At 60.5% G+C, this 13,198-nt stretch carries 12 protein-coding genes; 6 read left to right on the top strand and 6 right to left on the bottom strand.

The genetic code is table 11. The annotated features are described in order from the left end of the window. Nucleotides 1-46: 46 nt before the first annotated feature. Together LHF31_RS07040 and rplT are read left to right on the top strand one after the other, a co-directional pair. The gene (locus LHF31_RS07040) at nucleotides 47-283 is read left to right on the top strand and encodes a 50S ribosomal protein L35 (protein ID WP_298007961.1); all 237 of its coding nucleotides are present in this window, start codon (nucleotides 47-49) and stop codon (nucleotides 281-283) included. A 106-nt stretch (nucleotides 284-389) separates the two neighbouring features. Continuing rightward, nucleotides 390-740: a 50S ribosomal protein L20 gene (rplT, locus tag LHF31_RS07035; RefSeq protein WP_298007963.1), complete on the top strand. Its 351-nt coding sequence runs from the start codon at nucleotides 390-392 to the stop codon at nucleotides 738-740. A 133-nt stretch (nucleotides 741-873) separates the two neighbouring features. On the opposite strand, the gene LHF31_RS07030 is transcribed toward rplT, so the two are convergent. The 4 genes from LHF31_RS07030 to LHF31_RS07015 form a co-directional block, all read right to left on the bottom strand. Continuing rightward, the gene (locus LHF31_RS07030; RefSeq protein WP_298007965.1) at nucleotides 874-1,542 is read right to left on the bottom strand and encodes an MgtC/SapB family protein; all 669 of its coding nucleotides are present in this window, start codon (nucleotides 1,540-1,542) and stop codon (nucleotides 874-876) included. 43 nt (nucleotides 1,543-1,585) lie between these two features. Beyond that, entirely contained in the window at nucleotides 1,586-3,265 is a 1,680-nt protein-coding gene (locus tag LHF31_RS07025) for an ATP-binding protein (protein WP_298007967.1), read from the bottom strand. Between the two features lie 28 nt (nucleotides 3,266-3,293). Then, entirely contained in the window at nucleotides 3,294-4,604 is a 1,311-nt protein-coding gene (locus LHF31_RS07020) for a BCD family MFS transporter (protein ID WP_298007969.1), read from the bottom strand. Between the two features lie 114 nt (nucleotides 4,605-4,718). Further along, nucleotides 4,719-4,907, bottom strand: coding sequence for a hypothetical protein (locus LHF31_RS07015; RefSeq protein ID WP_298007971.1), 189 nt, complete (start codon nucleotides 4,905-4,907; stop codon nucleotides 4,719-4,721). Here LHF31_RS07015 and LHF31_RS07010 point away from each other — a divergent pair. From LHF31_RS07010 to LHF31_RS06995, 4 genes are read left to right on the top strand one after another with little or no spacing between them, the layout of a single operon-like run. Further along, nucleotides 4,896-5,777 carry an NAD(+)/NADH kinase gene (locus tag LHF31_RS07010; RefSeq protein WP_298007973.1) on the top strand — a complete coding sequence of 294 codons (882 nt, stop codon included), beginning with the start codon at nucleotides 4,896-4,898 and terminating at the stop codon, nucleotides 5,775-5,777. The two genes, LHF31_RS07015 and LHF31_RS07010, sit on opposite strands and share 12 nt — an antisense overlap. After that, on the top strand, nucleotides 5,774-6,301 hold the full coding sequence (locus tag LHF31_RS07005) for a hypothetical protein (protein ID WP_298007975.1): 528 nt from the start codon (nucleotides 5,774-5,776) through the stop codon (nucleotides 6,299-6,301). The genes LHF31_RS07010 and LHF31_RS07005 overlap by 4 nt, the downstream gene beginning before the upstream one ends. A gap of 6 nt (nucleotides 6,302-6,307) precedes the next feature. Continuing rightward, entirely contained in the window at nucleotides 6,308-8,050 is a 1,743-nt protein-coding gene (gene recN, locus LHF31_RS07000) for a DNA repair protein RecN (RefSeq protein ID WP_303773955.1), read from the top strand. Further along, a complete protein-coding gene (locus LHF31_RS06995) occupies nucleotides 8,047-11,541 on the top strand; it encodes an AAA family ATPase (RefSeq protein WP_303773953.1) in 3,495 nt (1,164 codons plus the stop codon). Before recN ends, LHF31_RS06995 begins: the two co-directional genes overlap by 4 nt. A gap of 155 nt (nucleotides 11,542-11,696) precedes the next feature. Here LHF31_RS06995 and LHF31_RS06990 read toward each other — a convergent pair whose 3' ends face one another. Together LHF31_RS06990 and LHF31_RS06985 are read right to left on the bottom strand one after the other, a co-directional pair. After that, nucleotides 11,697-12,230: a GNAT family N-acetyltransferase gene (locus LHF31_RS06990; protein WP_303773951.1), complete on the bottom strand. Its 534-nt coding sequence runs from the start codon at nucleotides 12,228-12,230 to the stop codon at nucleotides 11,697-11,699. Further along, entirely contained in the window at nucleotides 12,227-13,036 is an 810-nt protein-coding gene (locus LHF31_RS06985; protein WP_363324751.1) for a ZIP family metal transporter, read from the bottom strand. The genes LHF31_RS06990 and LHF31_RS06985 overlap by 4 nt, the downstream gene beginning before the upstream one ends. Nucleotides 13,037-13,198: the final 162 nt, after the last annotated feature.

Here is a 13,198-nt window from a genome sequence, read left to right as displayed (position 1 = left end):
TGACTTTTTATTTAAGCAAGTTTTTTAGAAAAGAAGGAGTTTCGCTGTGCCACGCAAAGTTAAACCCGGAAAATTTAAGTTGAAGACCCACAAGGCGACCAGCAAACGCTTTCGCCTGACCGGGTCGGGTGTGCTGGTGCGCACCAAGGGCGGCAAGAGCCACCTGCGCCGCCGCACCTCCAAGCGCACCAAAGCCCTGTTCACGGAAATGCTTCCCGTTCAGGGAGAGGGCATTATCAAGCGTATTGAGCGCCTGGCTCCCTATCTGAAGAAGCAGGATTAATCGCCTGCAGGGCAGTTCGTCGTTTTCGGTTTTTTTTGGGAGCGGCTGTCGGGTGTTCGCAACAGGTCATCAGACCGGCGCCCGGGGGTTCGCAAAGGAGTAAAACATGGCACGTGTAAAAGGTGGTCCGAAAGGACATCTGCGACACAAGAAGATTTTGAAGATGACGGAAGGCTACTTTGGCACGCGGCATCGCCTGTTCCGCCGCGCCAATGAGGCAATGCTGAAGAGCCTGTGGTATGCCACGCGCGATCGCCGTGTGCGCAAGCGCGATATGCGCAAACTGTGGATTGCCCGTATCAACGCCGCGGCGCGCCTGAACGGCATGACCTACAGTCAGTTCATCCATGCTCTGAAGCAGGCCGGGATTGCCCTGAACCGCAAAGTGCTCGCCAATCTGGCGGTGCGCGATCCCAAAGCCTTTGCCGCAGTGGTCGAAAAAGCCAAAGCCGCCTGAGTCGTCTGAATCAGGCAGCGAAATCTCCAGAGGGCTGTTCATCGAACAGCCCTTTTTGTTTGCCAGTTCCAGTGGTTTTAAAAGGCAGGGCGCGTGGGCATACCCCGGACAGGCTTTCAGCCAGCCCACACGGCTAGAGATAGCGGACGATCTTTACCCCTTTGAGTTCGCTTAACTTTTGATGAAGCGCCTCCACGTCATCGTTCCGGCGCAGGCGCACAATGGCATCCACCCGAAAACGTTGATGGCGGACATGATGGCGCAGGCGGAACGCTTCCAGCGCGCGGCTGTTTTCCTGCAGAATGGCGCGAATTTTCGGCACTACCCCCGGCTCATCCTCAATGACGATGGTGAATTCCACAGTAACGTTGGGGTTGATGTAGCGGTCTTCCAGCAGATTAATCAGGGTGAGCACCACCAGCAGGAGCGCAGTCACCCCACCGGCTATGCCAAAATAGCCGGCGCCGGTTGCCAGCCCCACCACCGCCATCGTCCACAGCGAGGCGGCGGTGGTCAGACCTTTGATGGTTGCTCCAAAGCGCAGGATGGCGCCCGCCCCCAGAAAACCGATGCCCGAAAGCACCTGCGCCGCCAGCCGGGCCGGGTCGCCGCCGGGAGCGCTGCCGGAAAACTGCATGGAGAGGTTGATGGAGAGGGTCATGGCAAGCGCCGCGCCCGTTACCAGCACGATGTGCGTGCGCATCCCCGCGGGCTGGTTGCTGATTTCCCGCTCAACGCCGATCACCGCGCCCAGAAGCGCGGCTACCAGCACGCGCACAAAAATCTCACCTTCTGAAATCATGGTCACCTCCCGCGGGCGGGTGCTGTGGGCAAACCCGTCCGTCTTAATCCGAGTCGCGAATGCCGAGGGCTTTGATTAAGTCCGATTCGCTCTGCTTTTTGAATCTGTCTCCCTGCAGGTCTTTCCAGAAATGCTCATCGTATTTGCGGGTGCGGAAGGGGATGGGAGTGGCAATGCCCCAGCCCATCATCATGGCTTCCTCTTTGGGTTGCAGGCGGGAGAGGAAACCGCGCAGAGCGTCTTTCCCGGGCAAGCCGGAGAGCACCGCCTGAATATCGGAATCATCGCCCAGCCAGCCGCAGATGCGCGTGCCCAGTTGAGACATCACCTCATCGTCAATCTGCGAGGGACGTTGATCCACAATCAGCAGGGTGACGTAGTACTTGCGCAGTTCGCGGGCAATGGTGCTGAAGATGGTCTGCGACGCCATCTCGCGGCTGAGCAGTTTATGGGCTTCTTCCACCACGATGAGCAACTGGCGGGGCTGTTTCGTTGTTTGCGGGCTGGCACGATACGTATCGGTCTTCTCCTGCCACGCCTCGCGGATGCGCCGCGTGAGGATGTTGGTCACCAGCAGGTAATCCAGGTCGCGGTCGTATTCACCGAAGGAGAGGACGATATGATGCCCTTTTTCCAGATGCTCCAGCAGGGCATTGAGCGGGTCGGCGGCAGGCTTCGGGACGATGTATGGCAGGCGGAAAACGCGCTGGAGTTTGCTGTGCAGTGCCACCGCCGCCATCTCGTTCACCCCGGCTTCTCTCGCCCAGTATTCCACGCTGTTGGGCGCGGGTATGGGTTTGCCATCCTCTCCTTCTATTTTCGTGCCCACTTCCATGTTTTTAAATGCCGAGAACCATTTTTTGCCAAACTGATGCTCCAGAGCGGAGAGGGTGGCGGGGGTGGTTTCTTTGAGGTTCAGTTCGCGGGTAAGCATTTCGATGTCGCCGGGTTGAATATCTTCTTCGCCAATTTCCAGCGAGAAATCCACCTGCATGCCGTTGATGAGGGTGGTTTTGCCCAGCCCCACCAGGCGCACTTTGGCGGGGAACTTCTGGCGCAAGCCTGGCACGGCCTGGTTGCGGTCTGAGTCAATGCCGTTGGGCCCGTACTCGTTGTGCATGTCGAAAATCAGCGAGGCGGCAACGTCGTGCTGAATGATGCCCGCCAGCACGATGCGGGTGAGGAAGGATTTGCCCGTGCCGGTGGCGCCAAACACTCCCGAGGAGCGCTTGACCAGTTCCCCCAGTTTAACCGGGATGGGGTGCCCCTGTTCGCGGTTGTAGCCAATGACGAGGTTGCCCGGCGCGTGGGGGTCGCCAAAGATTTCGGCAAAATCGCCCTCACCCGCCAGACGCACCGTGGCATGGTGCGAGGGGATGGTTTTGACCGGCACCGGACCGCTGAAGAGCGGCTGTGTGAGCCCCTCGGGACTGTGCACCATCTGCGAGAGCATGATCTCCAGCGTGGTGTAGAGGGTCTGTCCGTGGAGCAGTTTTGCCAGGTCGGCGGGCAGGCGCTGTTCGCTCTGTTCATCGGCAAAGCGCTCATTCGTGGAGCCCAGCTGGATGTCGGTTACCGAGCCGTAGAACTTGAAATCGCCGTCTTCAATCACCACAAAAGCCCCTTCCTGAACATCCCGCGTGGGGACGGTCAGGCGGGCGCGCACAGCCGTTTTGAGGTTTCCCCCGACGATGTACCCGATGGCTGGATTTTCAGAAGGCATGTTTCCCCTCCAGGTGTGGATGAATGATTCAGGAAAGGTCGCCCGCAATGGCGGCGCGTTCGACAAAGGTCAGCCGTTCGCGTTCCTGGAAACGGTGCACGTCCACGCGGGAAAGCAGGAAGAGCGAGATGAGCAAAAACAGCCCCTGCAGGACGAACACGGTCAGATAGCCCGCCAGAGGGTTCTGGCTCATCAGGTTGACGGCATCGCGCAACACGCCGGAGAGCAGGTTGCCCACCACGCGCGCCAGCGCGCTGGCAACTCCCCATGCGCCGATGTACAGCCCCACCCGTCTGGTAGTCATATCCAGCATGAGCGAGAGGTTGGAGATGGTGGCGATTCCCGTGCCGGCTCCCAGCAACACCACCCCGCCGTAGAACATGCCGCGCTGAGCCAGCAAGCCCGAAACCGCAATCAGGGCAAAACCCAGCACGCCTACCCATCCACCCACACGCGCCAGCGTCTTCTTGGCAAGGCGGGTTTCCAGAAAGCCCGTCACCAGCATGGCGATGAGCATCACACCGCCCCAGATGGAGGTGATGCGGGTGGTGGCGGAGACCGCAAGATTGAAGGCCTCGGCGGCGTAGGGTTCCAGCAGGATGTCCTGCCCGAGCAGGGCAGTCAACAGGAGAAGCAGGTAACCAAAGAACAGGCGCGCTTCCGGGTTGGCAAACACTTTGCGGAAGATGCTCTGCCAGGACTCGCGTTCTTCATCCGGTGAGACGGTGGCAGACTGTCCGGAGACTTTCTTTTCCAGTCCGATCAGCCCCAGCGTGCCCAGCGCCAGTGCGCCTGCCGCTACGGTGAGGAAGGCGCGGTTCAGCGCCGCGTAATCGAAGCGCTCCAGCATACCGCCCAGTGTCGCCGCGGTGAGGATGATGCCCACCACCATCATCACCCACATGATGGCAACGGTGCGGGAGCGCCCCTTTTCGCCGGAGATTTCCGAAGCCAGCGCCAGATAAGACACACTGGCAAGGTTGAAGCCCATTCCCCATGCCATGAACACCAGCAGAGTCAGGATCAGCCCCAGGATGGGCTGAACGGGAATCTCCACCGTCGCCAGCGGCGCCAGTACCACGCCGACGGCGCAGAAGAGCAAACCCAGCACGATGTACGGGGTGCGCCGCAGTCCCAGCACAGGATGACGGTCAGAATAGGAGCCGATGATCACCTGCAGGGGGGAAAACACGTAAGGGAGTGACGCCAGCAGTGCTACCAGCGCCGCTGAAATACCCAGTTCTTTAATCATCACGCGGTTGAGCGTGCTGTTGATGGGGACAAGGGTCACCGCCACGGCGGTGTGAATCAATGCCAGTTGGAGACGTTTCACCATCATGGACATAAGTATAAACCAAGTCCTTTCTGCGAAGCGGGTTTTGATTGATTTTACGAAAGAAAGGTTAAGGGGGGATGAAGAAGGATGGAGTTGTAAAGAAAATGATTTGTCTGGTCACGATTTTGTCCCCCATTCGCCGGAAGTCCCGTCCCTTTGAGGGCGTTTGGCGCGCAGGGACGACACCCGGAAGCGCAGCGAGTTTGCCGGAGCGCGTGCCTGCCCGTATCGTTCCACAACCGGGCAAAAATGGGTTTGCTCCCCTGCCCTGCGTACAATATAATAGTACCTGTTATGGACAGTCATCTTCCCATCCCGCAGAGCATGTTGATTCTGGCATACCCTGCCACCCCCGGCGCGCTGGAACAGGTTGAACCGCTGACGCAGTACCTGAAGGATGCCGGAGTTCCGCTGGTGGTGGGGGGCAGTTTTCTGGATAAAATGCTGCTGGAACGCCTGCAACGCAGGGAGTTTGATCTGTTAATTGCGCTGGGCGGTGATGGCACCATGCTGAGGGCGGGGCATCTGTGTGCGCCGTTGAACATCCCCGTCCTGGGCATTAACATGGGCAGGGTGGGCTTTCTCACCGAGATTCGCAAGGACGAATGGCGGCAGGGGATGGATTTGCTCCTGCAGGGCAGGTACCGCCTGGAAGAGCGCATGATGCTCAAAGCCGAGTTGTGGCGCGGTGATACCTCGCTGGGCAACTGGCTGGTGCTGAACGAGGTGGTGGTGTGCCGCGGAAAGTTCGTGCGCCCCATCCATGTGCAGGCATGCGTGGATGGCTACACCCTCACCACCTACGTAGCCGACGGGGTGATTGCCGCCACCCCCACGGGGAGCACCGCTTACGCGCTGGCGGCGGGCGGTCCCATCATGCCGCCGGAACTGCGCAACATCCTGCTCATCCCCGTTGCGCCGCACCTGTCCATGGATCGCGCTATCATCCTCTCTCAGGGGGCGTGCGTGGAACTGCGCGTCCTCATTGACGCCGACCACGATGCCGTGGTGAGCGTGGATGGACATCCCCCGTTGCCGCTGGCGGATGGCGATCAGGTGAGCGTGCAGGCGTCCGATTTGACCGTCCATTTTGTGCGGTTTGAAGACCCCGGTTACTTCTACCGCAACATCACCGCTTATATGGAGCAAAACCCCGCTACTGGAGCCCGTTCATGAGTGAAATGCCAGGCCTTCCCCAGACGGTGTGTTACCGTCACCCCGATCGCGAGACCCTTCTGCGCTGTTCTCGCTGTGACCGCTACATCTGCACCTCCTGTGCTGTGCTGACCCCCACCGGCTACCGCTGTCCGGAGTGCATCCGCGGGCAGCAAAAAGTTTATGAGACTTCGCAGTGGTGGGATTACCCGCTGGCGTTCTTCCTTGCGGGACTCATCAGTTTGCTGGGGTCGTGGGTGGCGCAGTTCATGGGGTTCTTTACCATCTTCATTGCGCCTGTGGCGGGGTTCTTCATCGCCGAGGCGGTGCGCTGGGCGGTGCGTAAACGGCGGTCGCGCCTGCTTTTCCGCGTGGCGGCGGTAGCGGCGGCGCTGGGTGGGCTTCCCATTTTCCTCGTCACCCTGTTGAGTCTGATCATGCTGGGTGGCGCGGGCGGCAGTATTCTGTCGCTGGTGTGGAGCGGTTTGTACATGGTGCTGGTGACCAGCAGTACCTACTACCGTTTGAGCGGTATTCAGGTCTGAACCGAGATGTTGAGCGAACTGCGCATTGAAAATTTTGCCATCATTGACCGGCTGACCCTCTCTCTGCGGCAGGGGCTGATCGCCTTCACCGGAGAGACCGGCGCGGGCAAATCCATCATTCTGGACGCCATTGCCGCGGTGATTGGCGGTAAGGTAGAGCCCGCCATGATTCGCGCGGGCGCTGACCGTGCCCTGGTGGAAGCCACTTTCACCCTGCCCGGGGAAGTTCGCGCGGCGGTGCATGAAATTTTGATGCGCGAAGACCTGCTGGACGACCCCGATACGATCCTGCTGTCGCGGGAAATCCGCCGCGAGGGGCGCAGTGTGGCGCGGGTGAACGGGCGGGCGGTCAGCGCGGGCTTGATGCGTGAACTGGGCAGTTTTCTGGTGGATATCCACGGGCAGTCGGAGCATCTTTCTCTGCTCAACGTCCGCGAACACATTCACCTGCTGGATCGCTTTGCGGGACTGCAGGAGTTGCTGGAGGATTATCGCAGCGAATATCAGCGCCTGCAGGGCATCCGCCGCGAACTGGAAAAACTGCGTCAGATCGAAGCCGAAGCCGAGCGCCGCACTGACCTGCTGACCTACCAGTTGCAGGAAATTGAATCGGCACGCCTGCGGGTGGGCGAGGATGAAGAACTGCGCAAAGAGCGCGACCGTCTGGCAAACGCCGAAAATCTGGCGTCGCTGGCGCAGCAGAGCCTCACCCTGCTGGACGAAGGCACGCCCGACACCCCTGCGCTGAGCGATCTGGCAGGGCAACTGGTGCAGTTGCTTCACGGCATGGTGCGCATGGATGCTTCGCAGAGCGATTTGCTGGAACAGGCGCAGACGCTGGCGGAACTTGCCAGCGATTTGAGCCGTTCTCTGCAAACCTATCTGGATGGCATTGAATTCAATCCGCGCCGTCTGGCGCAGGTGGAAGAGCGCCTGGATGTGATTCACAAAATCCAGCGCAAGTACAACGGCAGTATCGAATCGGCGCTGGCGTTTGCCGAGAAAGCCCGCGCCGAACTGGAGACCATTGCCCACGCCACGGAGCGCATTGCAGAACTGGAAGAGGAAGAAACCCGCGCCCTGCAGGAACTCTCTGCCCGCGCCCGCACGCTTTCGGAGCGGCGCAAGGAAGCCGCCGCGCGCCTGGAAAAAGCCGTGGAGCGCGAACTGAGCGACCTGAGCATGAACGGCGCGCGCTTTGCCGTGGATTTCCGCACCGACCCCGATCCTGAGGGCATCAGCCTGCCCGATGGCTCGCGGGTGGCATTTGATGCGCTGGGCTTTGACCGGGTGGAGTTTCTCATTGCCCCCAATCTGGGCGAGGGGCTGAAACCGCTGGTCAAAATTGCCTCGGGCGGCGAGACCTCGCGACTGATGCTGGCGTTGAAGAACGTGCTGGCGCAAGCCGATTACGTCCCCACACTGATTTTCGACGAGATTGATCAGGGCATTGGCGGGCGCGTGGGCGCGGTGGTGGGCGAAAAACTTTGGCAGTTGGGGCGGCGGCATGAAGTCCTCTGCGTGACCCACCTGCCGCAACTGGCGGCATATGGAGACCTGCACTTCAGCGTGCGCAAGAGCGTGCACGAGGGGCGCACCACCACGCAGGTACAGGCGCTGGAAGAGGAGGAACGCCTCACCGAACTGGCGCTCATGCTGGGAGGCGTCAACCCCGCCAACCTCACCGCCGCCCGCGAAACCCGTCTCTCGGCGCAGCAGCGCATGCAGGAACTTGCTGTGAAGATATGAATCCTCCGGTGCGCATTCATCTGCTGGGAACGCCTGCGGTGTACATGGACAGTCAACCGCTGGAGATTCCACGCCGTGAGGTGCGCGCCCTGCTGTATTTTCTTGCCTGTCAGCGGGAACCCGTCTCCCGCGCCCGGTTGACCTTGCTCTTCTGGGGCGATTACCCCGAGGAAACCGCCCGCAAACGCCTGCGTGAGGCGCTGGCACGCCTGAAGAGCGTTTTTCCCATCCGCAATCTCATTCAGACCCCCGGCGAGGATGTCTTTCTCCACCCGGATTATGTTTTCTGCGACGCGCTGGAATTTGAAAACAACGCCCGCGCATTGCTCCCTGCGCTGGCGCCCATCCCGCTGATGACGCCTCTGCCCGATGTGCTGGCGGCACAGTTGCGCCGAACGGTCACCATGTGGACAGGCAGGCGGTTCCTCGCCGAAGTGCGCCTGCCCGATTCGCCTGACCTGGAAAGGTGGTACGCTACCTATGGCGATTTCCTGCTGGGCATGCAGACCCGCCTGCTGGAGCGCATGGGGGCGCATGAAGCCGCGCAGGGCAACGTGGAGCAAGCCATGGAGTGGCTCAACCGCGGTCTGGAGTTTGCTCCGCTGGACGAGGGTTTGAATCATGCCCTGCTGGAACTGCTGGAGCGGCGCGGCTGGTTCACCCAGGCGCAGGCTCATCTGGATGGAGTGATTCGCCGTTTTCAGGCGGAAGAACTGGACCCGCCGTCCTGGATTGCCGACTGGCGCGAGCGTCTGCGCACCGCGCCGGAGCGCCTCTCTGGCGCGGGGGTGGGCTTCGAAACGCCTGCGCTTCTGCCCTGGGTGGGACGAAAGGAAGAACTGGAAGAACTGCATCGGGCTTGCTTTCGCGGCGGGGTGGTGGTGATCACTGGCGAAGAAGGGGTGGGCAAAACCCGCCTGGTGCGGGAGTGTTTATCACACTCCACTTCGCTACGCCGTGTGCTTTCGGCCAGTGCCTTCCCGCCGGATCGTTCGCTCCCTTACCATTCCTGGATACAGGTATTCCGAAAGGACGTTTCTCCCCGGCACTGGGCGGGGCTTTCCCAGAACTGGCTGGCATTCTTCAGCCTTTTGCTGGGCGAACTGCGCGATTCTTTCCCCGATTTACCCCCACCGGCGAGAGAGACTTCGTTTCTGCCTACCATGATGTTTGAGGGCATTCAGCGCCTTTTAGAGGTGGTCAGGCAGGACATGCCCATGGCGTTGTGGTTTGATAATGCCCACTGGTGCGACGAGTCTTCGCTGGAAGCGCTGGAGTTTCTCATCCGTCAGCGTTTTTTCAACGAAAATGCCCTGCTGGTAATCTGCACCATTCCCAATCCCTCGTCTCCGACGCTGTTGCGCATCCTGAGGGACATTCCCCTCACGGATATCACCCTGATTGAACTGCACGGGTTGACGCGGCAGGAAGTGCGCTGGCTGCTCCAGAAACTGGGCAATGTGGAACCCCGACCCGATCTGGTGGATCAACTGCATCGCGAAAGCGGCGGCAACCCCCTGCTCCTGCAGGAACTCTTGCGTGCCATGGTGAAAGAAGGATCGCCCGGCGCGCTGATTACCGGCGCCGGTCAGGTACTCTCCCGCCAGTTGCATGCCCTGGTGAGACGCCGTCTGGAGCATCTCAGCCCGCTGGCGCGGCAGACGCTGGAAGGGGCGGCGGTGCTGGGGAGTGAGTTTTCTCTGGCGCATCTCATGCGGATTCTGACGCTTTCGGAAGAGCAGGTGGCTCAGGGGTTGGAAGAATTGATTCAATCTCAGTTAATCGTTCATGGAGAGACATCGTCCTATCGCTTTCAACACGAGATGGTGCGCACGGTGGCTTTACTCAATCTGAGCGATCCCTACCGCCGGCTTCTGTACCGGCGGGCGGTGCAACTGTTTAAAGAACAGGGGGGAGATCAGCCGCGTGCGCTGGCGGGTAAAATCGCCGACTATTTCGAGCAGGCAGGGGACTATGCGCAGGCATTGACGTACTGGCTTGAGGCGGCGCGCTATCACCGGCGGGTGTATGCCGTTCAGCAGGCGCGGCAGGCGTTCCAGAACGCCGAACGCATGCTGGACCGTCTGGGGATGAACGTCCCTGATGAACAGGTGCTGGCGCTATATGAGGAGTGGTGCGCCCTGGCGTTTGACCTGCATCAGTTCTGGGAGAGTCAGCGCGCCGCCGAACATCTGCTCTCACAGGGGTATCTGCGCCAGAATCCCCGGTTGCTGGCAGGCGCCTTCCTGCAGAAGGTGCTTGCCGCCGAACTGCAAAACCGCGGGGAGGACATGCAGGAGCATCTGGCTTCTGCCCTGCCGTATGTGGAGATGGTCAACGAGCCTGCCGTGTGGCTTCGGTACGCCTTCCACAGAGGCGGACTGGCGGCGATGGTGCAGGGAAACCTTCGGGAAGCCCTGGAGGTGCTCGGCGAGGCGTGGACGCGCTGGCAGGTGGAAGGAGACCGCCCGTTGCTGGAACTGCACGCCAGTCTGGGAGCACGATATGCTCAGGTGCTGATTTTTTTGGGGCGGCTGGAGGAAGCCCAGCAGATTGCCGGGCAAGCCCTGGAGGAGGCGCGGCGGGCGTTAAGCCACAGCGCCGGGGCGCGAGTACTGCCAGCCCTGGCAATGGCAAACTTTTACCTCGGACGCTATGACCAGGCTCTGCAGCAGGCGGAAATGACCCGCGCAATGCTCCGCTACATGGACAACCCCCGTCTTTTCGCCATTGCCAGTTCGCTGAGCGCCATGGTCTTGCTGGCGCAGGGCAAACTGGAAGCCTTCTGGAAATCCATGGAGGAAATCCGGCGGGAAAGTCGCACTGCAAAGGTGAGTGTTGTTCAGGCGTGGAGTCAGCGCATCTGGGGAGATGCCCTGCAGTTGCTGGGGGCGATTGAGGAAGCCAACCGCGTGTATGAGCCGATTGCCACTTTACCGGTGGGGGACGTGTACCGCGCTGAAGCCATGGTGCGATGGGGGATAGGGCGGACCCTGACCGGGGATGGCGCCGCCGGGCTGGCATTGCTGGAAGAAACCAGCCGAAAAATGCGCGCGGAAGGCATTCTGCTGATTGCCTGTCTGGCTGATGCGGCGCGCGCGCTGGCGCTGGCGTTGATGGGCAGGTGCGAGGAATCCAGTGCCCTGACGGCGCAACTGTCGGCGGTCATGCCCTCTCCGGCGGATATGCTGACCTTTGCTTTTGCGCATCTTGCCATGGCGATTGTGGCGTTGAAGCAAAACAATCCACTGGAAGCGCGCATGAAAGCCATGGCTCTGCTCAGCCGTGCCGGCGATCATCAAGTGGTGTTCATGGAAATTTACGCTCTGGTGGTTCTGATTCGTGCGGCACGGCGCATGGGGGAAGATGTGGCGCCTTTTGTCCAGACTTTACAGGAGCGCCTGCATTCCCTGCATCAAAATGCCCGCAACACCCCCCTGGAAGGGTATGCGGAGCGTCTGCAGGGCTGGATTGCAACGTTTTTGCAATAAAAAGAACCGATGAAAACGTTTTTGTCAACGCTTTGTCAACGCCGGTGGAGTATGATGAGAGCAGAATAAAATACTCCAGTGCCACCGGTTGCAAGCATAGGGGACTTGCAGTGGAAGACCGTTCGAGAAGGGGACAGACTCGGGCGGTCTTCCGTTTAACCCGGGTTCAGAACGCTGTCCACATCTTCCCAGAGATAAGCCACCTCGCGCAGGGTCTGCCTGCCAATGGTGATGTTTTGCTCGCGGTAGAGGATACCGCCCAGCGCCTCGTAAAACTGCCGCGCGGGGAGGTTATCTTCCAGAACCCACACCACACAGGCGCGCATGCCCTGCGATTTCAGCCAGCGCATGGCGCGGCGCATCAGGCGTTTACCCACGCCCTGCCGATGGTAGGCGGGCAGAAGGTACACCGCATAAATCTCGCCGGCCTGAGGCTTCAGCCCTTCCCGCTCGATGCCGGCGTTCACGTATCCCACCACCTCCCCGCGGTCGGTCACTGCCACAAAGGTGGCCGATTCGCCGCTGGTGAGCCGCTGGCGCCAGCGTTCTTCCAGTTTCGTTTCGTTCAGATTTTCCAGAAATTCCGCCGCGATGATGCCGCGGTATGCGGCGCGCCAGGTGGTGACGTTCACGCTTGCCAGCGCAGGAGCGTCTTCTGGCACTGCCGGGCGAATCCAGATGGAGGTCATCCCAGCGCTACATCGAGGAACATCATCACTGCAAAACCCAGCATGGCGCCAAAGGTGGCGGCGTGGGTGTCTTTTTCCTGTTGCGCTTCAGGGATGAGTTCCTCCACAACCACGTAAATCATGGCGCCGGCGGCAAATGCCAGAGCATACGGCAGGAGCGGGCGCATCAGCAGGACTGCCGCCGCTCCCAGCACTCCGGCGATGGGTTCCACCACACCGGATGCCTGTCCGTACAGGAAGGCTTTGAAACGTGAAAAACCTTCCCGCCGCAGGGGAATGGAAACGGCTGCCCCTTCGGGGAAGTTTTGCAAGCCAATGCCCAGCGCCAGCGCCAGTGCCCCGGCAAGCGTCGCCGAGGGGATGCCCGCCGCCACTGCGCCAAAGGCAACGCCCACCGCCAGCCCTTCGGGAAAATTGTGCAGGGTAATTGCCAGCACCAGCAGAATGCTCCTCTGCCATGAGGTTTTGATGCCTTCGGCTTCTTCCAGCGGCAGGCCCAGATGCAGGTGCGGCAGGATGCGGTCCACCAGCCACAGGAAGCCGCCGCCTGCCAGAAAGCCCACCACCGCCGGCAGCCAGCCCGGCTGACCGTTTTCCTGCGCCATGTCAATGGCAGGTGCCAGCAGGGACCAGAAACTGGCGGCGATCATCACCCCGGCGGCAAACCCCAGCATGGTATCCAGCACGCGCCGCTCAATGCTCTTGAAGAAGAACACCATTGCGGCGCCGAGCGCGGTTACTCCCCAGGTGAACAGGGTGCCTGACAGGGCTTGAAGCACAGGGGGTTGTTGTGCGAACCATTCCATCATCGTGTTGTCATCCTCTCTCGGGAAATGGTTAATCTCATCTGCCTGTGAGGGGCATGTTTCCCCCGGCAGGCAGGAATCATCATCATTCAGGTCAATTTTACACGATTTTTTGGGTGAATGCCTGAATTCGGGAGTGCCGTGAGGCTGAATGAAGGCGCG

Source organism: Anaerolinea thermophila (genome assembly GCF_020723905.1).
GTDB lineage: Bacteria > Chloroflexota > Anaerolineae > Anaerolineales > Anaerolineaceae > Anaerolinea > Anaerolinea thermophila_A.
The sequence above is the reverse complement of the archived record's forward strand: the minus strand, read 5'-3'. Positions and strand labels throughout refer to the sequence as shown.